Source organism: Mycobacterium europaeum, from assembly GCF_002102155.1.
GTDB classification, from domain to species: Bacteria; Actinomycetota; Actinomycetes; order Mycobacteriales; family Mycobacteriaceae; genus Mycobacterium; species Mycobacterium europaeum.
In genome coordinates this window covers 107,687-131,003 of sequence record NZ_LQOU01000032.1, presented here as the reverse complement: position 1 = coordinate 131,003, position 23,317 = coordinate 107,687, and the positions used below count along the sequence as shown (strand labels likewise).

General features: G+C 70.5%; 24 protein-coding genes. 11 read left to right on the top strand and 13 right to left on the bottom strand.

Annotated elements, in window-relative coordinates; all coding sequences use genetic code 11:
* Nucleotides 1–8: 8 nt before the first annotated feature.
* Nucleotides 9–359, bottom strand: a complete 351-nt coding sequence (locus AWC03_RS16015) for a DUF732 domain-containing protein (RefSeq protein WP_085241698.1) — start codon at nucleotides 357–359, stop codon at nucleotides 9–11.
* A gap of 161 nt (nucleotides 360–520) precedes the next feature.
* On the opposite strand from AWC03_RS16015, the gene AWC03_RS16010 reads away from it, so the two are divergent.
* The gene (locus AWC03_RS16010) at nucleotides 521–1,438 is read left to right on the top strand and encodes an extracellular catalytic domain type 1 short-chain-length polyhydroxyalkanoate depolymerase (RefSeq protein WP_085241697.1); all 918 of its coding nucleotides are present in this window, start codon (nucleotides 521–523) and stop codon (nucleotides 1,436–1,438) included.
* 83 nt (nucleotides 1,439–1,521) lie between these two features.
* Here the strand turns inward: AWC03_RS16010 and nei2 are convergent, their stop codons facing one another.
* From nei2 to AWC03_RS15995, 3 genes are read right to left on the bottom strand one after another with little or no spacing between them, the layout of a single operon-like run.
* The gene (nei2, locus tag AWC03_RS16005) at nucleotides 1,522–2,277 is read right to left on the bottom strand and encodes an endonuclease VIII Nei2 (protein ID WP_085241776.1); all 756 of its coding nucleotides are present in this window, start codon (nucleotides 2,275–2,277) and stop codon (nucleotides 1,522–1,524) included.
* 13 nt (nucleotides 2,278–2,290) lie between these two features.
* The gene (locus tag AWC03_RS16000; protein ID WP_085241696.1) at nucleotides 2,291–6,901 is read right to left on the bottom strand and encodes an ATP-dependent helicase; all 4,611 of its coding nucleotides are present in this window, start codon (nucleotides 6,899–6,901) and stop codon (nucleotides 2,291–2,293) included.
* Nucleotides 6,902–6,939: 38 nt separating this feature from the next.
* Nucleotides 6,940–7,611 (bottom strand): TetR/AcrR family transcriptional regulator, encoded by a 672-nt coding sequence (locus AWC03_RS15995; RefSeq protein ID WP_085241695.1) that lies wholly within the window; start codon nucleotides 7,609–7,611, stop codon nucleotides 6,940–6,942.
* Nucleotides 7,612–7,962: 351 nt separating this feature from the next.
* On the opposite strand from AWC03_RS15995, the gene AWC03_RS15990 reads away from it, so the two are divergent.
* Nucleotides 7,963–8,346, top strand: coding sequence for a hypothetical protein (locus AWC03_RS15990; protein WP_085241694.1), 384 nt, complete (start codon nucleotides 7,963–7,965; stop codon nucleotides 8,344–8,346).
* A gap of 97 nt (nucleotides 8,347–8,443) precedes the next feature.
* Nucleotides 8,444–8,755: a protein UsfY gene (gene usfY / locus AWC03_RS15985; protein ID WP_085241693.1), complete on the top strand. Its 312-nt coding sequence runs from the start codon at nucleotides 8,444–8,446 to the stop codon at nucleotides 8,753–8,755.
* A gap of 132 nt (nucleotides 8,756–8,887) precedes the next feature.
* Here usfY and AWC03_RS27495 read toward each other — a convergent pair whose 3' ends face one another.
* Entirely contained in the window at nucleotides 8,888–9,037 is a 150-nt protein-coding gene (locus AWC03_RS27495) for a hypothetical protein (RefSeq protein WP_167542750.1), read from the bottom strand.
* A gap of 107 nt (nucleotides 9,038–9,144) precedes the next feature.
* Here AWC03_RS27495 and AWC03_RS15980 point away from each other — a divergent pair, with 107 nt between their 5' ends.
* Together AWC03_RS15980 and AWC03_RS15975 are read left to right on the top strand one after the other, a co-directional pair.
* A complete protein-coding gene (locus AWC03_RS15980; protein ID WP_068059208.1) occupies nucleotides 9,145–9,582 on the top strand; it encodes an ATP-binding protein in 438 nt (145 codons plus the stop codon).
* Nucleotides 9,579–10,367: an RNA polymerase sigma factor SigF gene (locus AWC03_RS15975; RefSeq protein WP_067918163.1), complete on the top strand. Its 789-nt coding sequence runs from the start codon at nucleotides 9,579–9,581 to the stop codon at nucleotides 10,365–10,367. Before AWC03_RS15980 ends, AWC03_RS15975 begins: the two co-directional genes overlap by 4 nt.
* Here AWC03_RS15975 and AWC03_RS15970 read toward each other — a convergent pair.
* From AWC03_RS15970 to AWC03_RS15940, 7 genes are all read right to left on the bottom strand, one after another.
* Nucleotides 10,338–10,769 carry an STAS domain-containing protein gene (locus tag AWC03_RS15970; protein ID WP_085241692.1) on the bottom strand — a complete coding sequence of 144 codons (432 nt, stop codon included), beginning with the start codon at nucleotides 10,767–10,769 and terminating at the stop codon, nucleotides 10,338–10,340. The genes AWC03_RS15975 and AWC03_RS15970 overlap by 30 nt on opposite strands.
* 178 nt (nucleotides 10,770–10,947) lie before the next feature.
* Complete coding sequence (locus tag AWC03_RS15965) at nucleotides 10,948–12,744, bottom strand: acetyl/propionyl/methylcrotonyl-CoA carboxylase subunit alpha (protein WP_085241691.1); 1,797 nt, start codon at nucleotides 12,742–12,744, stop codon at nucleotides 10,948–10,950.
* A gap of 99 nt (nucleotides 12,745–12,843) precedes the next feature.
* Nucleotides 12,844–13,290 carry a SufE family protein gene (locus AWC03_RS15960; RefSeq protein ID WP_085241690.1) on the bottom strand — a complete coding sequence of 149 codons (447 nt, stop codon included), beginning with the start codon at nucleotides 13,288–13,290 and terminating at the stop codon, nucleotides 12,844–12,846.
* A complete protein-coding gene (locus AWC03_RS15955; RefSeq protein ID WP_085241689.1) occupies nucleotides 13,287–14,180 on the bottom strand; it encodes a sulfurtransferase in 894 nt (297 codons plus the stop codon). The genes AWC03_RS15960 and AWC03_RS15955 overlap by 4 nt, the downstream gene beginning before the upstream one ends.
* 124 nt (nucleotides 14,181–14,304) lie before the next feature.
* Nucleotides 14,305–14,934, bottom strand: coding sequence for a Maf family protein (locus tag AWC03_RS15950; protein WP_085241688.1), 630 nt, complete (start codon nucleotides 14,932–14,934; stop codon nucleotides 14,305–14,307).
* Entirely contained in the window at nucleotides 14,931–15,179 is a 249-nt protein-coding gene (locus tag AWC03_RS15945; RefSeq protein WP_085241775.1) for an acyl-CoA carboxylase subunit epsilon, read from the bottom strand. The genes AWC03_RS15950 and AWC03_RS15945 overlap by 4 nt, the downstream gene beginning before the upstream one ends.
* An 8-nt stretch (nucleotides 15,180–15,187) precedes the next feature.
* On the bottom strand, nucleotides 15,188–16,828 hold the full coding sequence (locus AWC03_RS15940; protein WP_085241687.1) for an acyl-CoA carboxylase subunit beta: 1,641 nt from the start codon (nucleotides 16,826–16,828) through the stop codon (nucleotides 15,188–15,190).
* 49 nt (nucleotides 16,829–16,877) lie between these two features.
* On the opposite strand from AWC03_RS15940, the gene AWC03_RS15935 reads away from it, so the two are divergent.
* Nucleotides 16,878–17,693, top strand: coding sequence for a biotin--[acetyl-CoA-carboxylase] ligase (locus tag AWC03_RS15935; protein ID WP_085241686.1), 816 nt, complete (start codon nucleotides 16,878–16,880; stop codon nucleotides 17,691–17,693).
* 11 nt (nucleotides 17,694–17,704) lie between these two features.
* A complete protein-coding gene (locus AWC03_RS15930) occupies nucleotides 17,705–18,223 on the top strand; it encodes a PH domain-containing protein (protein WP_085241685.1) in 519 nt (172 codons plus the stop codon).
* Here the strand turns inward: AWC03_RS15930 and AWC03_RS15925 are convergent.
* Entirely contained in the window at nucleotides 18,178–18,837 is a 660-nt protein-coding gene (locus AWC03_RS15925; RefSeq protein ID WP_085241684.1) for a GtrA family protein, read from the bottom strand. The genes AWC03_RS15930 and AWC03_RS15925 overlap by 46 nt on opposite strands.
* Before the next feature lie 97 nt (nucleotides 18,838–18,934).
* Here AWC03_RS15925 and AWC03_RS15920 point away from each other — a divergent pair, with 97 nt between their 5' ends.
* The 4 genes from AWC03_RS15920 (at nucleotide 18,935) to AWC03_RS15905 (ending at nucleotide 23,311) form a co-directional block, all read left to right on the top strand.
* Nucleotides 18,935–20,227: a 5-(carboxyamino)imidazole ribonucleotide synthase gene (locus AWC03_RS15920; protein ID WP_085241683.1), complete on the top strand. Its 1,293-nt coding sequence runs from the start codon at nucleotides 18,935–18,937 to the stop codon at nucleotides 20,225–20,227.
* Nucleotides 20,214–20,732 carry a 5-(carboxyamino)imidazole ribonucleotide mutase gene (gene purE / locus AWC03_RS15915; RefSeq protein ID WP_085241682.1) on the top strand — a complete coding sequence of 173 codons (519 nt, stop codon included), beginning with the start codon at nucleotides 20,214–20,216 and terminating at the stop codon, nucleotides 20,730–20,732. The genes AWC03_RS15920 and purE overlap by 14 nt, the downstream gene beginning before the upstream one ends.
* A 78-nt stretch (nucleotides 20,733–20,810) precedes the next feature.
* The gene (locus AWC03_RS15910; RefSeq protein ID WP_085241681.1) at nucleotides 20,811–21,980 is read left to right on the top strand and encodes an acyl-CoA dehydrogenase; all 1,170 of its coding nucleotides are present in this window, start codon (nucleotides 20,811–20,813) and stop codon (nucleotides 21,978–21,980) included.
* A gap of 137 nt (nucleotides 21,981–22,117) precedes the next feature.
* Nucleotides 22,118–23,311, top strand: a complete 1,194-nt coding sequence (locus AWC03_RS15905) for a PP2C family protein-serine/threonine phosphatase (RefSeq protein ID WP_085241680.1) — start codon at nucleotides 22,118–22,120, stop codon at nucleotides 23,309–23,311.
* The last annotated feature ends 6 nt before the right edge of the window (nucleotides 23,312–23,317 follow it).

Here is a 23,317-nt window from a genome sequence, read left to right as displayed (position 1 = left end):
GTTAACTTTCAGCCGTGGCTGCCGTATTTCGGGCAGTACGCGCGGATGCTGACCCCGACGAAGTAGCCGGCGTGGTAGCCATCGAGGTGGCTGTTGTTCATGACGTCGTTTGCCACCTGTTCCGGCGCTTGGCCGGAATCGAGTTCCTGGCACACCAAGTGACCGGATCGGATCGCCGTCTCGGGAGATTCGTAGTTGATGCCCTTGGCCGTCAGCGCCGCCAGGAAAGCGTCATCGGTGGCGGTGGCGTGGGCGGTCGCTGTCGGTCCCAGGAGCCCCAGCAGTCCGACCGCCGGGACGACACCGGCAGCCGACAACAACAGCGCCAGGCTGGGGTTGCGGATCTGGGTCCTTGTCATTTCTGATACTCCCGTGACATCGAAGTGCCATTGCTCGCTGACAGCGGGGACTGCCCGAATAGTTGCACGTTGCGGTGTCGCACGGTGCAGCATCGATCATATTGCGACCATCGCCACACCCCGTTTTGCTGCGGCCCCGATCCCGTCGGTGCACTGACGGGATGCCGCACGTGCGTTGGTTGGCGCTGGCCGTCGTGGCGGTGTGCTTGGCGGCCTGTGGTGTGCGGCATGTGTCGGCGGCCAGCGCTCGAGATGCCTCCGGGACGTTCCGTTCCGGCGGCATGGACCGAACCTACCTGCTGCACGTGCCGCCGGGTAGCCCGGTGGGCCTGGTGCTGAGCCTGCACGGCGGCGGCGGCACCGGGAAGGGGCAGCGGGGCCTCACGGGGTTCGACACGGTCGCCGATGCCCACGACCTGCTGGTGGTTTATCCCGACGGTTACGACAAGAGCTGGGCCGACGGGCGGGGCGCGTCGCCGGCGGATCGCCGGCATGTCGACGATGTCGGCTTCCTGGTGGGGTTGGTGGGCAAGCTGCAGAACGACTACGGCATCGCCCCGGGACATGTCTTCGTCACGGGAATGTCCAACGGCGGCTTCATGTCCAACCGGCTGGCGTGTGACCGCGCCGACGTGTTCGCGGCTGCCGCGCCGGTGGCGGGCACCCTGGGCGTGGGCGTGGCGTGCAATCCGTCGCGGCCCGTGTCGGTGTGGGAGGCGCACGGCACCGCCGACCCGCTGGTGCCGTTCAACGGCGGTGTCGTGCGCGGCCGCGGCGGGGTGAGCCACTCCATCTCCGCCGGCGCCATGGTGGACAAGTGGCGCGCCGCCGACGGCTGCCAGGGCGATCCGGCGGTGCAGGCGCTGCCCAATGTCGGGGACGGCACCGTCGTGCACCGCTTCGACTCCCCGGCGTGTGCGGCGTCCACCGAGGTGACCTTCTACCGGATCGACAGCGGCGGGCACACCTGGCCGGGCGGGAGGCAATACCTGCCCAAGGCGATCATCGGCCCCACCACCCGCTCGCTCGACGGGTCGGAGGCGATCGCGGAGTTCTTCCTGGCGCACGCTCGCGACTAGGGGCGATCGCGAGGGCGCGTTGGGGGCACCTCCGGCTTGCGCGGGACCGGGCGCTGCGGGTCGCCACCGTCGGACTAGCCACGTCAGCGCTGACACGACGGGCACCAGTAGGTGACCCGTTCGCCGGTGCCGGCGTAGCAGATGCGGGTGCCGCAACGCCGGCAACTCTGCCCGCCCCGCCCGTAGACCCACAGCTGCCGCCCCCTCCGGGTGTCGCCCGTGGTGCATCGGTTCCAACGGAATCGGTTCTGCCACAACATTTCTCGTGCGCGGGACACCAGCCGGTGCGGGTCGGCGACCGCGCTCACCGGCGCGGTGGGCAGATGCCCGCTGACGAAACACAGCTCGTTGCAGTAGACATTGCCGATGCCGGCCAGCACCCGCTGGTCGAGCAGCGCCTGGCCCAGGGGCCGGTCCGGCTGGGCCGCCAGGTTTGCGGCGGCCAGCGCGGGGTCCCAGTCTGGGCCCAGCAGGTCCGGCCCCAGGTGGGCGACGGCGTCCCCGTCGCGGTCGCGGTCGAGGATCTCCAGGACGCCGAGGTCCACGCCGACGGCGCGGACGGAGCCGGCTTCCAGGACGATGCGGGCCCGGTGGTCGACCCGGACCGGCCGGTCGCCCACCCGCCAGCTGCCGTCCATCTTCAGGTGTGAGTGGATGCTGGCCCGGCCGACCCGGATGAACAGGTGCTTGCCCCGGCTGAGCACCTCGTCGACCGCCTGCCCGGTCAGGTCGACGGTGGCGTACCGCGGGACGCGAACGTCACAGCGCGTCAGGGTGCGGCCGGCCAGGTGCTCGCGCAGGACGGCCGCGGTGTGCCAGACGGTGTCCCCTTCGGGCATGGTGATCGCCGCCTCACCGCAGCCGCAGTCCGCGCGGTGTGCGGGCGAACCCGGCCTCCTGCAACGCGTTCGCCACCCGGGTCGGCCCATCCTGGGGCTGCAGCGCCGGCACCCCGTCGATGCGTTCCACCAGGATCGACGCGACGCGCCGGGAGGCGACCAGGTCGGCCAGCGCCGCGGCCGCCGCGTGGTGGGACGCCGGGTCGTCGCCGAAGGTGAGCAGTGACCGCCCGCCGCGCTCCAGGAACCAGGCCAGGTGGCCGTCCACCAGGACGACGAGCGCGCCGGCCTTGCGGCCCGGCCGCGCCCCGGCGGCCTCGGCGCCGGAGGCGGGCCACGGTAGCGCGGCGCCGTACGGGTTGGCCGGGTCGGCGGCGGCCAGCGCCACGGCCCGGTATTGCGGGCGCTCGGGATCGATGCCGTCGCTGTAGCTGCGCAGCCGGTCGACGGTCGACGCGACGGCGAACTGGGCGCCGCCCAGCGACTCGACGAAGTACCCGCGTTGGCACCGGCCGGCTTCCTCGAAGCCGCTCAGCACCTTGTAGAGCGTGGCGAACCCGCCGGTGACGCCCTCGGCCGCTACCGCGCCGCGGGTGAGCACGCCGTGGCGGCCCAACAGCAACTCCGCCTGGTAGTGGGAGCGCACCGTGGAATCGGGCTCGGGCGCCGGCAGGGCCGACCAGCGGCCGGCCACGGTCGGGTCGGCCGGGCGCGTTTGCGCGTGCGCGACGCTGTAGCGGCTCAGGCGCGGCGGCCGGTGCGACCGGTGCGCCGGGGCGGAGCGTTTGCGGCTGCCCGCGCCGCCGAGCACGGCGCGCACCGGCGCGAACGTGTCACCGGTGACGCGGCCGGCCCAGATCAGTTCCCAGAGCGCGGCTTTCAGCTCCCCCTCGGGGATTCCGCTCTGGGCCAGCTGACGGAAGAAGTACGCGCCGCCGCCGGCCAGGGTGTCCAGAATCGCGCGATGGGCGTCGGTTTCGTCGATCTCGGCGGGCGCGGCCAGGCCGGCCAGCGTCAACGGCGCGGAATCGCCCACGTGCAGCGCGACCCAGCCGTCGCCGGCCGAAATCGACCCCGCGCCCGACCAGGTCACCTCGCCGGTGGCGAGCAGCTCGTCGAGCATGGCGGGGGAGTAGTCCCGGACCCGGGGGCCCAGGATCAGCGGTTCGAGCGCCGACGCCGGCAAGCGGACACCGGCCAGCTGGTCGACCACCGACATCAGCCCGTCCAGCCCCGAGTGGGCGGGCGAACCGGGGGAGGCCACCCCGTGCCAGGCCGGCAAAAACCGCCCGTACGCGGCGGTGCTCACCGGTTCGACCTGCGCCCGCAGCGCCGCCAGCGAGCGCCGCCGCAAGACGCGCAACACGTCGGCGTCGCACCACTGTTCGCCGCCGGTCGCGCCGGAGACCCCGGATGCCGCCGCGGCGACGAAATCACCGCGCACCAGCCGGCCTTGAGAACTGGACGGGTCGGCCAGCCGGCCCAGCACGTCGGCCGTCACCCGCAGCCCCAGCCCGAACCGGGCGGCGGCCTCGGCCGTGGTGAACGGCGTGTGGGTGCGCGCGTAGCGGCCCAGCAGCTCGCCCAGCGGGTCGGCCACCGCCTCGGTGAACGCGGCCGGCACACCCAGCGGAACCGGCGCGCCCACCCCGTCGCGCAGCCGCCCGATGTCCTCGACGGCCACCCACCAGCTGCGGCCGGCGAACGACACGTTCAGCACCCGCCGGGCCGCGAGCAGGCCCTCGAGCCAGCCGCCCACCTCGGCCCCGCCGGCCCGGGCGGCGATCTCGTCCTCGGTCATCGGGCCCAGCAGCCGCAGCAGGTCCGCCACCCCTTCGGCGTCCCGCGCGGCCCGGTCCTGCGTCAGGTGCTGCAACTGGCGGCCCGTCGCGGCGATCACCTCGACATCGAGTAATTCACGGAGTTCGACCCGGCCCAGCAGCTCGGCCAGCAGGGTGCTGTCCAGCGACAGCGCGGCGGCCCGGCGCTCGGCCAGCGGCGAGTCGCCCTCGTACATGAACGCGCCGACGTAGCCGAACAGCAGCGACGCCGCGAACGGTGACGGCCGCGGCGTCTCGACCTCGAGCACCCGCACCCTGCGCTGGGCGATGCCGGCCATCAGCGCGGTCAGGGCCGGGACGTCGTAGACGTCCTGCAGGCATTCGCGGACGGTCTCCAGCACCACCGGGAAGTCGGGGTATTTGCGCGCCACTTCCAGCAGCTGGGCGGCCCGCTGGCGCTGCTGCCACAGCGGCGAGCGGCGGCCGGGGTGCCGGCGGGGCAACAGCAGGGCGCGGGCCGCGCACTCGCGGAACCGCGACGCGAACAGCGCCGAGCCGCCCACCTCGGCGGTGACGATCGGGTCGATCTCCTCGGCGTCGAAGACGAAAAGGTCGGCGCCGGGCGGGTTCTCGACGGTGTCGGACGCGAAATCGGAAAAGGTGTCCGGCAGGCGCACCACGATGCCGTCGTCGGAGGCGGTGGGCTTCTCGTCCAGGCCGTAGCGCTCGCGCAGGCGCCGGCCCACCGCCAGCGCCAGCGGCCCGTTCACCCGCAGCCCGTACGGCGAGTGCAGGATCACCCGCCAGTCGCCCAGCTCGTCGCGGAACCGCTCGACCAGCAGGGTGGTGTCGGTGGGGACCACCCCGGCCGCGGTGCGCTGCTCGTCCAGCAGCGCCCACATGTTGTCGGTCGCGTAGGCGTCGAAGCCCAGGCCGGCGCACCGGGCGTCGAACGCCTCGCGGTCCAGCCCGGCCAGCTCGCCGGTGAACGCGCCGAGCGCCGCGCCCAGCTCGGCCGGCCGCCCCACGCCGTCGCCGCGCCAGAACGGCAACCGGGCCGGCTGCCCGGGCGCGGGGATCACCAGCACCCGGTCGTGGGTGATCTCGGTGATCCGCCAGCTGGTGGCGCCCAGCGAGATCACGTCCCCGGGCCGGGATTCGTACACCATCTCTTCTTCGAGTTCGCCCACCCGGGTGGGCTTTTCGGCCTCCGACGCGAGGTACACGGCGAACAGCCCACGGTCGGGGATGGCGCCCCCGGAGGTCACGGCCAGCCGCTGCGCGCCGGGCCGCGCGGTCAGCGTGCCGGAGTCGCGGTCGTAGACCAGCCGCGGACGCAACTCGGCGAACTCGGTGGACGGGTACTTGCCCGACAGCAGGTCGAGGGTGGCCTCGTACACGCTGCGCGGCAGCGTCGCGAACGGGGCGGCCCGGCGCACCGTGTCGAACCAGCGGTCGGCGTCCAACGGCTCCAGCGCGGCGGCCGCCACCGTCTGCTGCGCCAGGATGTCCAGCGGGTTGGCGGGCACCCGCATCGTCTCGATCTCGCCGGCGAGCATGCGCTGCACGGTCACCGCGCAGCCGATCAGGTCGGTGCGGTGCTTGGGGAACAGCACGCCCTGCGACACCTCGCCGACCTGGTGGCCGGCCCGCCCGATGCGCTGCAGGCCGCTGGCCACCGAGGGCGGCGCCTCGACCTGGATCACCAGGTCGACCGCGCCCATGTCGATGCCCAGCTCCAGGCTCGACGTGGCCACCACCGCCTTGAGCAGCCCGCGCTTGAGGTCCTCCTCGACCAGGGCGCGCTGCTCCTTGCTGACCGAACCGTGGTGCGCGCGCGCCAGCAGCGGCTCGGCGCCGTAGGTCTGGCCGCTGCCCATGATGTGTGCGGGCGCGCCGCCGGGCACCCCGCGGTTGGCGTCCGGCGTCAGCGCGATGCCGCAGCGTTCGGCGTGGATCTCGTTGAGCCGCGCGGTCAGCCGCTCGGCGAGCCGCCGCGAATTGGCGAACACGATGGTCGACCGGTGCGCCTCGATCAGGTCGACCAGCCGCGCCTCGACGTCGGGCCAGATGCTGTTGTTGGCCAGGTTGGCCATGTCGGGCACCGGCACCTGCACCGTCAGCTCGACGGTCTTGGCCGCCCGCGGGGCGACCACCCTTGTCCGAGTCGCGGGGCCTCCTCCCGACAGGAACCGGGCGAGCTCTTCGGGTGGGCGCACGGTCGCCGACAGCCCGATGCGCTGCGCGGGCCGGCCCTCCCGCAGGTCGTCGAGCCGCTCCAGCGACAGCGCCAGGTGCGCGCCCCGCTTGCCCGCGGCGATGGCGTGGATCTCGTCGACGATCACCGTCTGCACCCCGGCCAGCGTCTCGCGCGCCGCCGACGTCAGCATCAAGAACAGCGACTCCGGCGTGGTGATCAGGACGTCGGGCGGCCGCGCGATGAGCGTTCGGCGTTCGGCGGGCGGCGTGTCGCCGGAGCGGACGCCGACGCTGATGTCCGGTGGCGGCAGGCCGTGGCGCTCGGCGATGCGGGTGAGGCCCGCCAGCGGGGTGCGCAGGTTGCGCTCGACGTCGACCGCCAGCGCCTTGAGCGGCGACACGTAGAGCACGCGGGTGCCGGCCGGCCGTTCCGCCGAACCGGCGAGAGCGGCCAGGGAGTCAAGGGCCCACAGGAACGCCGCGAGCGTCTTGCCGGATCCGGTCGGCGCGATCACCAGCGTGTTGTCGCCGTCGGCGATGGCGTCCCAGGCCTGGGCCTGCGCGGTGGTGGGACCGGCGAACGTGCTGGTGAACCATTCGCGGGCGGTCGCGCTGAACCGGCCTAACGGGTCGCGGGTGCTCACCTGACCATGGTGCCAAGGCGCACCGACATGCGTGCGGGCTAGCGCGGTTCGATGCGGGCCGTGGCCATCGCGTGGGACAGTTCCGCGGGTATCTCGGGCACCCGTGCGATGGCGTCGAACAGCGAGTGCGCGCAGGCGTCGGCGAGGCGCTCGGCGTTGATCGTGGGGTCGATGATGCGCTGGCGGCACAGCTCGAAGGTGAACGCCAGCCAGCCGTGGCAGATCACCCGTAGGTCCCGCTCGACGTCGGCCTCCAGCTTGGCGCCCGAGATGTTGGCCACCAGGTCGTGGATCCGGCTCATGATGTGCTCGAGCTGGCGGTTCTTGGCTTCGTCGTCGACGCCCAGCAGAACCGGGTCGGACCGGCCCAGGCCGACGTAGGCGGCCCACGCGGCCTCCGGGTTCTGCTCGTGGTAGGCCATGTACGCCATGACCCCCATCCGCACCTCTTCGTACATGGTCAGGCCGCTGGCGTCGTCCATGTTGGTGGTCTCGTAGAGCCGGTCGGCCTCGTCCTTGACCACCGCGGCGAAGAAGGCGCGCTTGTCGGGGAAGTAGTGATACATCAGCGCCCGGGACACTCCGGCGCGCTCGGCGATCTCGTCGATCCGCACCTCGTCGTAGGGTCGCTTTCCGAAGACTTCTGCCCCCAAAGCGAGCAGCTCAGCGCGTCGATCCTCGGGGGATAACCGCCTTCGGGCTGTCGGCATGTGAGAGATAGTACTCATCGGTGCTGAGACACCAATGAGTTTGTGTCTATCCGGCGTTCACGCCCCGTGCCAGCGGTGATTCATAGGTGTAATTGACGGTGTTGTCAGTGGCGCGGCACCCGGAGCCGCCCGCCCGTCGGACCGGATTCCGGCCCACCGCGCGACCCGGGCGGTTTACCGGTTTTTCCGTTGGGTATGTGTTCCCGTGCGCACACCGCTGGTGCCGGCGCGATCGGGGTCCGAAGATCGTCGGCCATTAGCCGTCGCGCGGTAACCATTGCGACGCGGCAAACGATGAACAAGACAATGATCGGGTGGGGCACAACCACGTGGGGGACATGAGGGGCGCGGATGCACAAAGCGGATGAGCGGTCGGGTGGTGATCGCTTGGGACAGGAGGACGGCGAGGTGCGCGCGGCCGTCCGGTTCGCGGTGTTGGTCGCGGCCGCGGCGGTCGGCTTCCTGGTCATGGCCGCGCTGTGGGTCAGCACCTGCCCGGGCAACAGCGTGGACACCGTGGCCTGCGGCGCTCCGCAGCGCACTTTGCTGGCGCTGGGTGGGCCGCTGATCCTGCTGGCTGGCGGGCTCTGGGCATTCCTGCGCACCTACCGCGTGTGGAAGGCGCAGGGCACCTGGTGGGGATGGCACGGCGCGGGCTGGTTCCTGTTCACGCTGATGGTGTTCATGGGGGCCCTCGGCGTGGCCCCGATCGCCGGCCAGTCGCTGGCCCTCTGAGGAGGGTCTCGCCAAAACCCTTCCGGGGGATCTACCGTTGAAGGTGCAACCCGTATTGAGCTGCGCACAAGTCACGAAGTTTCCACTAGGAGCAGCCATGGGAGACACCTTTCATGACCCCGTCGACCACCTGAGGACCACGCGGCCGCTTGCCGGCGAATCGTTGATCGACGTGTTGCACTGGCCCGGCTATTTGCTGGTGATGGGGGGCGTGATCGGGGCTAGCGGGAGCCTGGCGGCCTTCGGCACCGGACATCATCACGAGGGCATGACCGCCGGCGTGCTCGCCATCATCGCCGCGGTCCTGGGACTGGTGTGGGTGGCGATAGAACACTGGCGGATCCGCCGGCTCGCGGATCGCTGGTACGCCGAACACCCCGAGGCACACCGCCAGCGGCCCGCCAGCTAGGGGCACGCACGCCGCGCTCCGGCCAAGCGGCGAATCATTTTTCGGGGAAGCGGGTGTGGGGGGTTACCGGCCCCGTGGAGTGGGTATCAGGTGTGCACCATGATGAGTGCCGGAAAGGTTGCGTCAGCGTGGTCATCCCATCATGGGGGACACGATCACGAGGACGCCGACGTAGATGCTTACCGCCAGAATCACGAACACGGCCAGCGCGATCCCGGCTGCTACCGCCGCGCGCTCGAGCGGTCGCGCCCGAACCGCTTCGCTGGCCTTTGGACCCTCCATACTGGGCCCAATACCCGGCGGCAAACGTGACTAATCGACTCGAACGTACGGTCCACGGCGGTGTGCGGGGCGGTAGTAATGTCAGTCAAACGTTGCCGGGAGACCAGATGAACGATGCGGGATTGCGCACCAGCAAGCGTCAGCGCGGCCATCGCGCCGTCGAACTGCACGTCGCGGCGCGCCTGGAGAACCTCGCGATGCTGCGGACGCTGGTCGGTGCGATCGGCACCTTCGAGGATCTGGACTTCGATGCCGTTGCGGATCTGCGGCTCGCGGTCGACGAGGTGTGCACCCGGTTGATCCGCTGCGCCACCCCCGACGCCGTCCTGGTGGTGGTGGTCGACCCGCAGGACGACCAACTGGTGGTGGAGGCGTCGGCGGCGTGCGACACCCATGACGTGGTGGCGCCCGGCAGCTTCAGCTGGCACGTGCTGACGTCGCTGGCCGACGACGTCCAGACATTCCACGATGGTCGTGAACCCAACCAAACCGGCAGTGTCTTCGGTATCACGCTGACGGCGCGACGGGCGGCCTCCAGCAGGTGACACCACCAGCTGCCGGCGGTTCGGTCTCGCGCCCGAACGAGTACGCCGACGTCCCGGACATGTTCCGTGAGTTGGCGACCGTGCCCGCCGACTCGATGGAATTCCAGCGTCAACGGGACAAGATCGTCGAGCGTTGCCTGCCCCTGGCAGACCACATCGCCCGCCGGTTCGAGGGACGCGGCGAACCGCGCGACGACCTCGTCCAGGTGGCGCGGGTGGGACTGGTGAACGCGGTGGTCCGCTTCGACGTGGAGACCGGCTCCGACTTCGTGTCGTTCGCGGTGCCCACGATCATGGGCGAGGTTCGCCGGCACTTCCGCGACAACAGCTGGTCGGTCAAGGTGCCACGGCGCCTCAAGGAACTGCATCTGCGCCTGGGCACCGCCACCGCCGATCTGTCGCAGCGGCTCGGCCGGGCGCCCACCGCGACCGAACTCGCCGCCGAACTCGGCATGGACCGCGAGGAGGTGGTGGAGGGCCTGGTGGCGGGCAGCTCGTACAACACCCTGTCCATCGACAGCGGAGGCGGCAGCGACGAGGACGAAGCCCGCGCCATCGCCGACACGCTGGGCGACGTGGACACCGGCCTGGACCGGATCGAGGACCAGGAGTCGCTGCGCCCGCTGCTCGAGGCGCTGCCCGAACGGGAACGAACGGTGTTGGTGCTCAGGTTCTTCGAGTCGATGACGCAGACACAGATCGCCGAACGGGTCGGCATCTCCCAGATGCACGTCTCCCGGCTGCTGGCGAAGTCGCTAACGCGGCTGCGCGACCAATTGCAGTAGGGACAGAAGCTGTTCGCCTTCCGCGCGCAGCGGTTCCAGGAGCGGCTCGGCCGACGGCGTCGTCACGGGCAGGGTGCCGTCGGGGTCGCAGATGCGTAGCAGCCGCGACACCGCCGGGCTGGGCGCCATGGCCCAGTCCACCTGGGCGCCCGAGCACCCGACGTTGATCCGGTGCAGGGCCGAAAAGCCGGCCGTGCCAATGAATTTCAGCCCGCGAAGATCCAGGATCATGCGCGGCGAACGACCGGTGACCTGTCGGACGTAGGCCGCAAGCTGGTCGGCGTTGGCGGCGTCGAGCTCACCGTCCACCGTGATCAGCGTGCCCGACGAGTCCCAGCGCGCGGTGAACTGTGCCGCGCGGCTGTGTTGCCAAGATTGGGCCACAGACATTACTGACTCCATCCGTAGAGGCGGATGTGCTGCGGAAGGTGCCAGGCGTGTACTGAACCGAAAAGTACAGAGAGTTCGTCTTCCCGCGCCCGTTCATCTGATCCGCACGGCTGTGAACTCAACCTGACCCGAACGCTACCCCCGCCGGACCGGGCCGACAACTGTTTCCCACGAATAGGGTTTCCGCGGGCTATTTGATCTCGGCGAGGACCGTGCCCTGGGTGATGGCGACGCCGGCCTCGACCGCGAGTCCGGTGATCACGCCGTCCTTGTGCGCGGTGACCGGGTTCTCCATCTTCATCGCCTCCAGGACCACCACCAGCTCGCCGACCACGACTTGCTGCCCCTCCTCGACCGCGACCTTGACCACGGTGCCCTGCATGGGCGCGGTCACCGCGTCACCGGAGGCGGCGGCGCCGCCGTGCGCCCCGCGCTTGCGCGGCTTGGGCTTCTTGCGGATGACACCGGCCGGGTCGGCGGCCGAACCGTTCCCCAGCGCCAGGTCACCGGGCAGCGACACCTCGAGCCGGCGGCCGCCGACCTCCACAACCACCTTCTGGCGGGGCCGGGTGTCCTCCTCGTCGAGGGGCTCGCCCCCGGTGAAGGGCTCGATGGTGTTGTTCCACTCGGTCTCGATCCAGCGGGTGTGCACCGAGAAGCCCTCACCGTCGCCGATGAACGCCGGGTCGGACACCACGGCGCGGTGGAACGGGATGACGGTGGCCAGCCCTTCGACGTGGAATTCATCAAGAGCCCGGCGGGCGCGGCGCAGTGCTTCATCTCGGTCAGCGCCGTAGACGATGAGCTTGGCCAGCATCGAGTCGAACTGGCCGCCGATCACCGAGCCGGCCTCGACGCCGGAATCCAGCCGTACGCCCGGGCCGCTGGGGGTGTCGTATCGGGTGACGGGACCGGGGGCCGGCAGGAAGCCGCGTCCGGCGTCCTCGCCGTTGATCCGGAACTCGATGGCGTGGCCGCGCGGCGTCGGATCCTCGGTCAGGTCCAGCTTCTCGCCGTTGGCGATCTTGAACTGCTGCAACACCAAGTCGATGCCCGCGGTCTCCTCGGTGACCGGGTGCTCGACCTGCAGGCGGGTGTTGACCTCCAGGAACGAGATCAGGCCGTCCTGGCCGACCAGGTATTCGACGGTCCCGGCGCCGTAGTAGTGCGCTTCCTTGCAGATGCGCTTGGCCGACTCGTGGATCTCCTTGCGCTGCGCGTCGGTGAGGAACGGCGCGGGCGCCTCCTCGACCAGCTTCTGGAAGCGGCGCTGCAGCGAGCAGTCCCGGGTGCCGGCGACGATCACGTTGCCGTGCTGGTCGGCGATCACCTGCGCCTCGACGTGGCGGGGCTTGTCCAGGTAGCGCTCGACGAAGCACTCGCCGCGGCCGAAGGCGGCGACGGCTTCGCGGACCGCCGACTCGTACAGGTGCGGGATCTCTTCGATGGTGCGCGCGACCTTCATGCCGCGGCCGCCGCCGCCGAAGGCCGCCTTGATGGCGATCGGCACGCCGTACTCCTTGGCGAAGGCGACCACCTCGTCGGCGTCCTTGACGGGGTCCGGGGTGCCCGGCACCAGGGGGGCCTGGGCGCGGGCGGCGATGTGGCGGGCGGTGACCTTGTCACCGAGGTCGCGGATCGACTGGGGGCTGGGGCCGATCCAGATCAGCCCGGCGTCGATGACCGCCTGCGCGAAATCGGCGTTCTCCGAGAGGAAGCCGTAGCCGGGGTGGACGGCGTTGGCGCCCGACTTGGCCGCCGCGTCGAGCAGCTTGCCGAAGTCCAGGTAGGACTCCGCGGAGGTCTGGCCCCCCAGGGCGAAGGCCTCGTCGGCGAGGCGCACGTGCGGCGCGTCGGCGTCGGGCTCGGCGTACACCGCCACGCTGGGCAGGCCCGCGTCGCGGGCCGCCCGGATCACCCGGACAGCGATCTCGCCGCGGTTGGCGACAAGCACTTTGGAGATCCTCGAGCTGGCGTGACTAGCCACTGCGCCTCCTGTTTGGCAGATCTGAAGCGGACGTGTTTCCGCCGTGGGCTTCTTTAAGAGAGTTTCTTACAACTCCTGGGAAGTCTAAGCGCCGCGCCGTCAGGCCGATGAGGCGGTGCCGGTATTTCGACCCGACTCGCGCAGCCGCCGTTTGATGCGGGCGAGCATCGCCGACATGCCGCGCAACCGTAATGGGCTGATCAGCGCGGCCAATCCCAGGTCGGTGTAGAAGTCCTCGGGCACCGCCAGAATGTCGGCCGCGGGCTGCTGGTCGAGGCCGGCGGCCAGGATCGCGGCGAACCCCCGGGTGGTCGGCGCCTCGGCCGGCGCGCTGAAGTGCAACCGCACCCGCTCCGGGTCGCTGGCGTCGACGTGGAGGAACAGCGGGGTCTGGCACTCCGGCACCGGCTCCATGGCCCGCTCTTCCAGCTCGGCGGGCAGGGCGGGCAGTTCGTTGGCGAATTCCAGCAGCAGGGCCAGCTTGTCCTGGCCCTCGACCTCGGCGAAGTCGGACACCACCTCAGCCAGCGGGGCGGGCAGGGTCATCGGGCGGGAACGTCCCCCGGTTCGGTGCCGCCGACGATCGGGGTGCGCACGGTGTTGCCCCATTCCGTCCACGACCCGTCGTAGTTGCGCACGCCGGGCTTGCCCAGCAGGTAGGTGAGCACGAACCAGGTGTGGCTGGACCGCTCGCCGATGCGGCAGTACACGACGGTCTTGTCGTCGGGGGTGATGAAGTCGTAGAGCTCCTCGAGTTCCTCGCGGCTGCGGAATCGCCCGCTCTCGTCGACCGCGTTGGCCCACGGGATGGAGCGGGCGGTCGGGATGTGGCCGCCGCGCAGCACACCTTCCTCGGGGTAGTCGGGCATGTGGGTGCGCTTGCCGGTGTACTCGTCGGGCGAGCGCACGTCGATCAGCGGCTGGCTGCCCAGGGCGGCCAGCACGTCGTCCTTGAAGGCCCGGATGGGTTCGTCGTTGCGCGCGACGACGGGGTAGCCGGTGGAGGTCTTGGTCGGCACGTCCAGCGTCACCTCCCGCCCTTCCCGGAGCCAAAGGTCGCGGCCGCCGTTGAGCAGGCGCACATCGGGGTGGCCGAACAACGTGAAGACCCACAGCGCGTAGGCGGCCCACCAGTTGCTCTTGTCCCCGTAGATGACCACGGTGTCGTCGCGGGCGATGCCCTTGCGGTCCATCAGCTCGGCGAACTGCTCGCCGTTGATGTAGTCGCGGACCCGGGGATCGTTGAGGTCGGTGTGCCAGTCGATCTTCACGGCGCCCGGGATATGGCCGACGTCGTAGAGCAGGACGTCCTCGTCGGATTCGACGATGACCAGGCCGGGGCTGCCCAGGTGGGCGGAGAGCCAGTCGGCGGTGACCAGCCGTTCGGGGTGGGCGTAATCGGTCAGTGTCGGGCTCGGATCGGGGGGTAATGCCACGCGACCGAGCCTACCGCCAGGGGTAACCGGTCACCCAGCGCCGTTGCCCTGCCCGCGGCACATAAACCGTTGCGACGACACGCCGCGGGTCGCAGCGGTTGATGTCTCGTGGAGCGGCCCGGCGCTAGCCCGCCCACAGGGCGGCGACCGACAGGCCGAGGCGGCCCAGCATCGACCGCAGCAGCGGCAGGCTCACGCCGATCACGTTCGACGGGTCGCCGTCGACCCCGTCGATGAACCAGCCGCCCAGCCCGTCGAGGGTGAACCCGCCGGCCACCCGCAGGGGCTCGCCGCTGGCGACGTAGGCCCGCAGGTCCGCGTCCGTCGGCGAGGCGAAACGCACTGTGGTACAGGCGGATTCGGCTTCGCGGCCGGTGATCACGCCGTCGCTCAGCCGCAGCAGGCAATGCCCGGTGTGCAGCCGGCCCGCCCGGCCGGCCATCCCGCGCCACTGGGCCATCGCGGCGTCGGCCGAGCCGGGCTTGCCGCACAGTTCGCCGTCCAGGTGCAGCATCGAATCGCAGCCCAGGACAAGGCAATCCGCGGCGACGGAGCCGTCCAGTTCGCCCGCCACGCGTTCGGCCTTGGCGGCCGCCAGCGCGCACACCACCTCGGCCGGCGGGGCGCCGGGCCCCAGCTCGGCCACAATCGCGTCCTCGTCCACACCGGACACCGCCACCAGCGGATCGACGCCGGCCTGGCGCAGCACCTTCAGGCGGCCCGACGAGGCCGACCCGAGGACCAGGCGGGTCAACGCTTCATGTGTGTCATCTGCTGCATGGTGAGCCGCTGGTAGTTGGACATGGCGAACCGCAGCCGGTCCACCGGCAGGCCCCAGCGGGTGGCCTCGGGCTCGGTGGGCTCGGGGACGCCCCCGCCGACCAGACCCAGCGCGGTGACCAGCGCGGCCACCTCCTCGTCGGTGGGGTGGCCCTTGAGGATGTGGATGTGCGGCTCGTGGGCGGTTTCGGTTGCCTCGGAACCGTTTTCGTCGTTCATCTCGTCGCTCACAGCGGGATGTTCCCGTGCTTCTTGGGGGGCAGGTGCGAGATCTTGCGTTCCAGCAGCCGCAGCGCCGTGCCGATGTAGCCGCGGGTGTGCGACGGCGGGATCACCGCGTCGACGTAGCCGCGCTCGGCGGCGACGTACGGGTTGACCAACGTGTCCTCGTACTCCTGCTGCAGCTCCAGCCGCAGCGCGTCGACGTCCTTGCCCTCCTTGGCCGCCTCCGCGAGCTGCTTGCGGTAGACGAACCCGACGGCGCCGGAGGCGCCCATCACGGCGATCTGCGCGGTCGGCCAGGCGATGTTGACGTCACAGCCCATGTCCTTGGAGCCCATGACGCAGTACGCGCCGCCGTAGGCCTTGCGGGTGATCACGGTGATCTTGGGGACGGTGGCCTCGCCGTAGGCGAACAGCAGCTTGGCGCCGCGGCGGATGATGCCGTTGTACTCCTGGCCGGTGCCCGGCAGGAAGCCCGGGACGTCCACCAGCATGATGATCGGGATGTTGAAGCAGTCGCAGGTCCGCACGAACCGCGCCGCCTTCTCCGAGGCGTTGATGTCCAGGCAGCCGGCGAACTGCGTGGGCTGGTTGGCCACGATGCCCACCGGCCGGCCCTCGATGCGGCCGAATCCGACGATGATGTTGGTGGCGTAGCCGTTCTGGATCTCCAGGAACTCGTCGTCGTCGAGGATGCGGGTGATCACCTCGTGCATGTCGTAGGGCTGGTTGGCCGAGTCGGGGATCAGCGTGTCCAGCTCGAGGTCCTCCTCGGTGAGGTTGTCCTCGATGGCGCCTCCGGGGATGGGCTCGGCGTAGCGGGGCGCGTCGGTGGCGTTGTTGGGCGGCAGGTAGCTCAGCAGGTCGCGCACCCAGTCGAAGGCGTCCTGCTCGCCGGAGGCGACGTAGTGCAGGGTGCCCGACTTGGCCATGTGGGTGTGGGCGCCGCCGAGCTCCTCCATCGTCACGTCCTCGCCGGTGACGGTCTTGATGACGTCCGGCCCGGTGATGAACATCTGGCTGGTCTGGTCGACCATCACCACGAAGTCGGTCAGCGCGGGGGAGTAGACGTGCCCACCGGCGGCGGCGCCCATGATCAGCGAGATCTGCGGGATCACGCCCGAGGCCAGGATGTTGTTCCGGAAGATCTTGCTGTACAGGCCCAGGGAGACGACGCCCTCCTGGATCCGCGCGCCGGCGCCGTCGTTGATGCCGATCAGCGGGCGGCCGGTCTTGAGCGCCAGCTCCTGCACCTTGACGATCTTCTCGCCGTACACCTCGCCGAGGCTGCCGCCGAACACCGTGGCGTCCTGGCTGAAGATGCACACCTCGCGGCCGTCAATGGTGCCGTAGCCGGTGATCACGCCGTCGCCGAGCGGGCGGTTGTTCTCCATGCCGAAGTTCTTGCTGCGGTGCCGCGCCAGGGCGTCGAGCTCGACGAACGAGTCCTCGTCCAGCAGGGCCAGGATGCGCTCGCGGGCGGTCAGCTTGCCCTTGGCGTGCACCTTGTCGACGGCCTCTTCGCCCACCGGGTGCAGCGACTCTTCCCGCCGCTTGTGCAGCTCGGCCAGCTTGCCTGCGGTGGTGTGGATGTCGATGGTGTGCTCGGCGGCCGGCTCCGCGGTGTGGTCCGTAACGCTTGTCATGGGATCCGATGGTATCGGCCGCCGCTGCGGCGCAGTTTTAGGCTGGGCGGTGATGGACACCGATGAGCTCAGGCCACCGCTGGACGCGACCGCATTGCGCGCCGAACTGATCGGGACGGGGCTCGGCTGGCGCCGGCTCGACGTCGTCGAACAGACCGGCTCCACGAACGCCGACCTGCTCGCGCAGGCCGCCTCGGGGGCTGACGTGGCCGGGGCCGTGCTGATCGCCGAGCACCAGACCGCCGGCCGCGGGCGGCACGGCCGCGGCTGGTCGGCCACCCCGCGAACCCAGATCACGATGTCGGTCGGCGTCAGCATCGTCGACGTGCCGACCGCCGGGTGGGGCTGGCTGCCGCTGGCCACCGGGGTGGCGGTGGTCGATGCGGTCGCCCCGCTGCTCGACGGGGTTCGGGTGGTGGGCCTCAAGTGGCCCAACGACGTCCTGGCCGGCCCCTCCGAGTCGCCGGGCAAGCTCGCGGGCATCCTGGCCGAGGTGGCGAAGCCGGTCGTGGTGATCGGCGTGGGGCTCAACGTCTTCGAGGCCCCCGGCGGCGTCGAGGGGGCCACCTCGCTGCGCGACCTCGGCGTGCGGGAGCCCGACCGCACCCGGCTGGTGTGCGCGCTGCTGGCCGAGCTCGGGCGGCGCATCGTCGCGTGGCGGGCCGCCCGCGGGGCGGACTGGGCGCTGGCGGCCGACTACCGGGCGCGCAGCCTGACCATCGGCAACCGCGTGCGCGCGCAGGTGCCCGGCGGCAAGGAAGTCGTCGGGACCGCGAGCGCCATCGACGACCAGGGCAGGCTGTGCATCGAGACCGGGTCGGAAACCGTCGTCGTCTCCGCTGGTGACGTGGTGCATTTGCGGTAGCTTCGGCGAGCATGAGCTACCCGGATAACGCCCTGGCCGCCGGCGAGCAGGTGATCGTCCACCGCCACCCGCACTGGAAGCGGCTGATCTGGCCGGTCGTGGCCCTGCTGCTGGCGACCGCGCTGGCGTCGTTCGGGTCCGGATACCTCAACTCGACGCACTGGGGCCAGCCGGCCAAGAACATCATCTACGCCGTCATCTGGGCCATCTGGCTGGTGATCGTCGGCTGGCTGACGCTGTGGCCGTTCCTGAGCTGGCTGACCACACATTTCGTGGTCACGAACCGGCGGGTGATGTTCCGGCACGGAGTGCTGACCCGCACCGGGATCGATATCCCGCTGGCGCGGATCAACAGCGTGGAATTCCGTGACCGCATTACCGAGCGGATGTTTCGGACCGGGACGCTGATTATCGAATCGGCGTCACAGGATCCGTTGGAGTTTTACGACATTCCGCGGCTGCGCGAGGTGCACGCGCTGCTCTATCACGAAGTTTTCGACACCCTCGGCTCGGAGGAGTCGCCCGGCTGAGCCAGCCGGCCGGCGCGGTTGCGCCAGGCCCGCAACAGCGTGACGTTCCCGCCCTCGATCTCGTCCTCGAGCATCTCGGCGATGCCGCCGGCGGTCAGCGCGGACTCCAGCGCCTTGTCGGGGTTGCGGGCGAACTCGTCCGGGAAGACCCAGCGCCGGAACGCCCAGAAGCGGAACGCCATCTGCAGCAGGTTGCCGATGATGTAGGCCGAGATGAAGTCGGCGATGTTCTCCACGGTCAGCGACACCATCGGCTCCCGCAGCTGCAGGATGTAGCTGGAGAACCACAGCGGCGCCATGGACAGCAGCACGCCCACCCCGCTGAACGCGAAGAACAGCAGCGCCTCGTGGTGACGCTCACGGCCGCCGCGATCGCGGAAGCTCCATTCGCGGTTCAACACGTAGGATGCGATGACCGCGACGATGCCGGCGATGACCTTCGCGGTGACCGGCTTGTAGTCCAGAATTGTCAGCTTGAGGGTGTAGAAAATCGCCGAGTCGATCACAAACGTCGTTCCGCCGACGATGGCGAATTTGATCAGTTCGTGGTGGCGCAACAAATAGGGCTGAATAAACCCGGGTAGGCGCTCGATTGCGGCTTCGGCGAAGGGCACAAGTCGTCAGTGTACGGACGCACACAAAATCGACGCAAAATCGTACATAACGTTTCGGCGTCACCGCCGGTCAACACGCCGCCGGCGCCGTGACACCATGATGGCCGTGCCGAGTACACCCCCGCCTGGAGCCGTCCCCGCCGTCCCGCCGTTGGTCGCCATGGTCGGCGGCGGTCAGCTGGCCCGGATGACCCACCAGGCCGCGATCGCGCTGGGGCAGACCCTGCGGGTGCTGGCCACCGCCCCCGGCGAGCCTGCCGCGCAGGTCACCCCCGACGTGGTGATCGGCTCGCACACCGAGCTGGAGGACCTGCGCCGGGTGGCGGCCGGGGCCCACGTGCTGACGTTCGACCACGAGCACGTGCCGACCGAGCTGCTGGAGAAGCTGGTCGCCGAGGGCGTCAACGTCGCGCCGCCGCCGGAGGCGCTGGTGCACGCCCAGGACAAGCTGGTCATGCGCCGGCGGCTGGAGGCACTCGGGGTTCCGGTGCCCCGCTATGCCGAGATCGGAACCATCGACGACCTCGACGCCTTCGCGCGGCGGATAGCCGGCCCCGTTGTCGTGAAGGCGGTGCGCGGCGGTTACGACGGGAAGGGAGTGCGGATGGCCCGTGACCCTTCGCATGCCCGCGACATCGCGACCGCCTTCCTGGCCGACGGCGTGCCGGTGATGGCCGAGGAGCAGGTGAACCTGCGCCGCGAACTGTCGGCGCTGGTCGCGCGCTCCCCGTTCGGCCAGGGCGCGGCCTGGCCCGTGGTGGAGACCGTGCAACGGGACGGCATCTGCGTTCAGGTGATCGCCCCCGCGCCCGGGCTGCCCGACGACGTGGCCGCCGCCGCCCAACAGCTGGCGTTGCGGCTGGCCGCCGAGCTGGGCGTGGTCGGGGTGCTCGCCGTCGAGCTGTTCGAGACCGCCGACGGGGGCCTGCTGGTCAACGAGCTCGCGATGCGGCCGCACAACTCCGGGCACTGGACCATGGACGGCGCGCGCACCGGCCAGTTCGAGCAGCACGTGCGCGCGGTGCTGGACTATCCGCTCGGCGACACCGATGCCGTCGCGCCGGTGACGGTGATGGCGAACGTGCTCGGCGCGCCGGAGCGGCCCGCCATGACGGTGGACGAGCGGCTGCACCACCTGTTCGCCCGCATGCCCGACGCCCGGGTGCACCTGTACGGCAAGGAGGAACGGCCCGGCCGCAAGGTCGGCCACGTCAACTTCCTCGGGACCGACATGGCGGAGGTGGCCGCGCTGCGGGAACGCGCCGAGCTGGCGGCACACTGGTTGTCACACGCGCAGTGGACGGACGGATGGGATCCGCATGCCGGCGACGATAAACAGAGCAGTGCGATAGGAAAAGGCGGGAGAAGCGGCATCAATGGCCATGACTAGCAACCCCAGGGTCGGCGTGATCATGGGCAGCGACAGCGACTGGTCGGTGATGGCCGACGCCGCGGCCGCGCTGGCCGAGTTCGACATACCGGCCGAGGTCCGGGTGGTGTCGGCGCATCGCACGCCTCAGGTGATGTTCGACTACGCGCGCGGGGCGGCCGACCGCGGCATCGAGGTCATCATCGCCGGGGCCGGCGGGGCCGCCCACCTGCCCGGGATGGTGGCGTCCGCGACGCCGCTGCCGGTGATCGGGGTGCCGGTGCCGCTGGCGCGGCTGGACGGCCTGGACTCGTTGCTGTCCATCGTGCAGATGCCGGCGGGCGTTCCGGTGGCCACGGTGTCGATCGGGGGCGCCCGCAACGCGGGCCTGCTCGCCGTGCGCATGCTCGGCTCGTCGGACCCGGCGCTGCGCGCCCGCATCGTCGAGTTCTCCGACCAGCTGGCCGAGAGCGTGCGGGCCAAGGATGAGGCGCTGCAACAGCGTCAAGGTAAAGTTACCGGCTAGTAGCCTGGCGACGATGCGGCCGCGCAGCGGCCGGAAGAGGAGCCGGGCAGTTCGCCCAAGCGCTAGAGGAGGCTCGTGATGGCTGGTTGGGCCGGAGACCCCACGTTCGATTTGTTTCAGTTGCCCGAGGAACACCAGGAGTTGCGGGCGGCGATCCGCGCGTTGGCGGAGAAGGAGATCGCCCCGCACGCCGCCGACGTCGACGAGAACTCGCGGTTCCCGGACGAGGCGCTCGAGGCGTTGAACGCGTCGGGTTTCAACGCGGTGCATGTGCCCGAGGAGTACGGCGGACAGGGCGCCGATTCCGTCGCGGCGTGCATCGTGATCGAGGAGGTCGCCCGCGTCGACGCGTCGGCGTCGCTGATCCCGGCGGTGAACAAGCTGGGCACCATGGGGCTGATCCTGCGCGGGTCCGACGAGCTCAAGAAGCAGGTGCTGCCGCAGATCGCCGACGGCACCGCGATGGCGTCCTACGCCCTGTCCGAGCGGGAGGCCGGCAGCGACGCCGCCTCGATGCGCACCCGCGCCAAGGCCGACGGCGACGACTGGATCCTCAACGGCGCCAAGTGCTGGATCACCAACGGCGGCAAGTCGAGCTGGTACACGGTCATGGCGGTCACCGACCCCGACAAGGGAGCCAACGGCATCTCGTCGTTCATGGTGCACGCCGACGACGAGGGTTTCACCGTCGGCCCCAAGGAACGCAAGCTGGGCATCAAGGGCTCCCCGACCACCGAGCTGTACTTCGAGAACTGCCGCATCCCGGGGGATCGGATCATCGGCGAGCCGGGCACCGGCTTCAAGACCGCGCTGGCGACGCTGGACCACACCCGGCCCACCATCGGCGCCCAGGCGGTCGGCATCGCCCAGGGGGCGCTGGACGCGGCGATCGCGTACACCAAGGAGCGCAAGCAGTTCGGCCGTCCGGTCAGCGACAACCAGGGCGTGCAGTTCATGCTCGCCGACATGGCGATGAAGGTGGAAGCGGCGCGGCTGATGGTCTACCACGCCGCCGCCCGCGCCGAACGTGGCGAAGCCAACCTGGGCTTCATCTCCGCGGCGTCCAAGTGCTGGGCGTCCGACGTCGCGATGGAGGTGACCACCGACGCGGTGCAACTCTTCGGCGGCTACGGCTACACGCAGGACTTCCCGGTGGAGCGGATGATGCGCGACGCCAAGATCACCCAGATCTACGAGGGCACCAACCAGATCCAGCGCGTGGTGATGTCACGGGCACTGCTGCGCTGACCGATAGGATCTCCGACGGTTAACCACTCTGCGGTGTCGGGCCGGACGTAGAGTCGTGCGAATGGGTCTTACCGGCGGAGGGGGGCTGGAGTGAACAGCGTGGCTACCTCCGCGCATCCGGGGATGACCCGGAATTGATGCCAGCGCGCGCTCCCGTGATCCCGGCGGCGAATTGGCAGTCCTTGTCTTTGCTGTTGGTGGAGGACGACCGCGCCGATGCGGTGCTGGTGGAGGAGCTGATCGCCGACGCGGTCGCCGATATCCGGGTGGTCTGGGCGCAGTCGATGGCCCACGCCGAGCGCGAACTGGCCTCGGCCCGGCCCGACTGCGTGCTGCTGGACCTGCACCTGCCCGACGCCAGCGGCATCGACGCGCTGAACCGCATCGCCGAGCGCGACGCCACCGTTCCGATCGTCGTGCTGACCGGGCTGAACGACGAGTACTTCGGGGCTTCCGCGGTCGCTGCCGGCGCCCAGGACTATCTGGTCAAGGGCCGCGTCGAGCCGGAGATGCTGCGGCGCGCGCTGCTGTACGCGATCGAGCGCAAGCGCGCCGAGCTGATCGCCGCCGACCTGCACGCGACCCGGCTGCGGGCCCGCGAGAACGCGCTGCTGGAGCGCGGGCTGCTGCCGTCCCCGCTGCTGCTGGACGACCCGGGCGTCGACATCGTCGCCCGATACCGGCCGAGCCGCGAGGACGCGCTGCTGTGCGGGGACTTCTACGACGTGGTGCAGACGCCCGACCGGGTGATCCACGTCCTGATCGGCGACGTCGCCGGGCACGGGCCGCACGAGGCCGCCCTGGGCGCTGCGCTGCGGATCGCCTTCCGCGCGCTCACCTTCGCCGGCGTGCGGGGCGTGGAGCTGATGCGGCAACTCGAGCGGGTGCTGCACTCGGAACGAACGGGCACAGGGGTTTTCGCGACTGTGCTGAGCCTCGAGATTCCGCCCGGCGGCTCCTGCATCACCGCGATCCGGGCCGGCCATCCCGGGATGCTGTTGCAGCGCGACGGCACCGTCGAGTGGTTGGAGCCGCCCGGTGGCCCCGCACTGGGTCTGCGCGCCGACGACGACTGGCCGCGGCACGAGTTGGACCTGCCGCCGGGGCACGGCCTGCTGCTGCTCACCGACGGGCTGTTCGAGGGGTATTCGGGTGAGGGCACCCGGCGCCTGGGCGAGGAGGGCCTGCTCGAGCTGGCCCGGTCGCACGCGAATCGGCCGGGTCCGGAGTTCGTCGACGCGCTCATCGACGGCGCGCAGCGACTCGCTCGCCCCCGGGGCGGACTGACCGACGACATCGCCGTGCTGCGGGTCGAGAGGACCGCCGAGTGACCCCCA

Excerpts from the sequence above, each read along its gene's own strand:
- AWC03_RS15970 (WP_085241692.1), bottom strand. The coding sequence starts at position 10,769 with ATGGAGTCAGTAATGTCTGTGGCCCAATCTTGGCAACACAGCCGCGCG.
- AWC03_RS15920 (WP_085241683.1), top strand. The coding sequence starts at position 18,935 with ATGATGGCCGTGCCGAGTACACCCCCGCCTGGAGCCGTCCCCGCCGTC.
- usfY (WP_085241693.1), top strand. The coding sequence starts at position 8,444 with ATGGGAGACACCTTTCATGACCCCGTCGACCACCTGAGGACCACGCGG.
- AWC03_RS16010 (WP_085241697.1), top strand. The coding sequence starts at position 521 with ATGCCGCACGTGCGTTGGTTGGCGCTGGCCGTCGTGGCGGTGTGCTTG.
- AWC03_RS15940 (WP_085241687.1), bottom strand. The coding sequence starts at position 16,828 with ATGACAAGCGTTACGGACCACACCGCGGAGCCGGCCGCCGAGCACACC.
- AWC03_RS15990 (WP_085241694.1), top strand. The coding sequence starts at position 7,963 with ATGCACAAAGCGGATGAGCGGTCGGGTGGTGATCGCTTGGGACAGGAG.
- AWC03_RS27495 (WP_167542750.1), bottom strand. The coding sequence starts at position 9,037 with ATGGAGGGTCCAAAGGCCAGCGAAGCGGTTCGGGCGCGACCGCTCGAG.
- AWC03_RS15980 (WP_068059208.1), top strand. The coding sequence starts at position 9,145 with ATGAACGATGCGGGATTGCGCACCAGCAAGCGTCAGCGCGGCCATCGC.
- AWC03_RS15945 (WP_085241775.1), bottom strand. The coding sequence starts at position 15,179 with ATGAACGACGAAAACGGTTCCGAGGCAACCGAAACCGCCCACGAGCCG.
- AWC03_RS15910 (WP_085241681.1), top strand. The coding sequence starts at position 20,811 with ATGGCTGGTTGGGCCGGAGACCCCACGTTCGATTTGTTTCAGTTGCCC.
- nei2 (WP_085241776.1), bottom strand. The coding sequence starts at position 2,277 with ATGCCCGAAGGGGACACCGTCTGGCACACCGCGGCCGTCCTGCGCGAG.
- AWC03_RS15930 (WP_085241685.1), top strand. The coding sequence starts at position 17,705 with ATGAGCTACCCGGATAACGCCCTGGCCGCCGGCGAGCAGGTGATCGTC.
- AWC03_RS15960 (WP_085241690.1), bottom strand. The coding sequence starts at position 13,290 with ATGACCCTGCCCGCCCCGCTGGCTGAGGTGGTGTCCGACTTCGCCGAG.
- AWC03_RS15905 (WP_085241680.1), top strand. The coding sequence starts at position 22,118 with ATGCCAGCGCGCGCTCCCGTGATCCCGGCGGCGAATTGGCAGTCCTTG.
- purE (WP_085241682.1), top strand. The coding sequence starts at position 20,214 with ATGGCCATGACTAGCAACCCCAGGGTCGGCGTGATCATGGGCAGCGAC.
- AWC03_RS15995 (WP_085241695.1), bottom strand. The coding sequence starts at position 7,611 with ATGCCGACAGCCCGAAGGCGGTTATCCCCCGAGGATCGACGCGCTGAG.
- AWC03_RS16015 (WP_085241698.1), bottom strand. The coding sequence starts at position 359 with ATGACAAGGACCCAGATCCGCAACCCCAGCCTGGCGCTGTTGTTGTCG.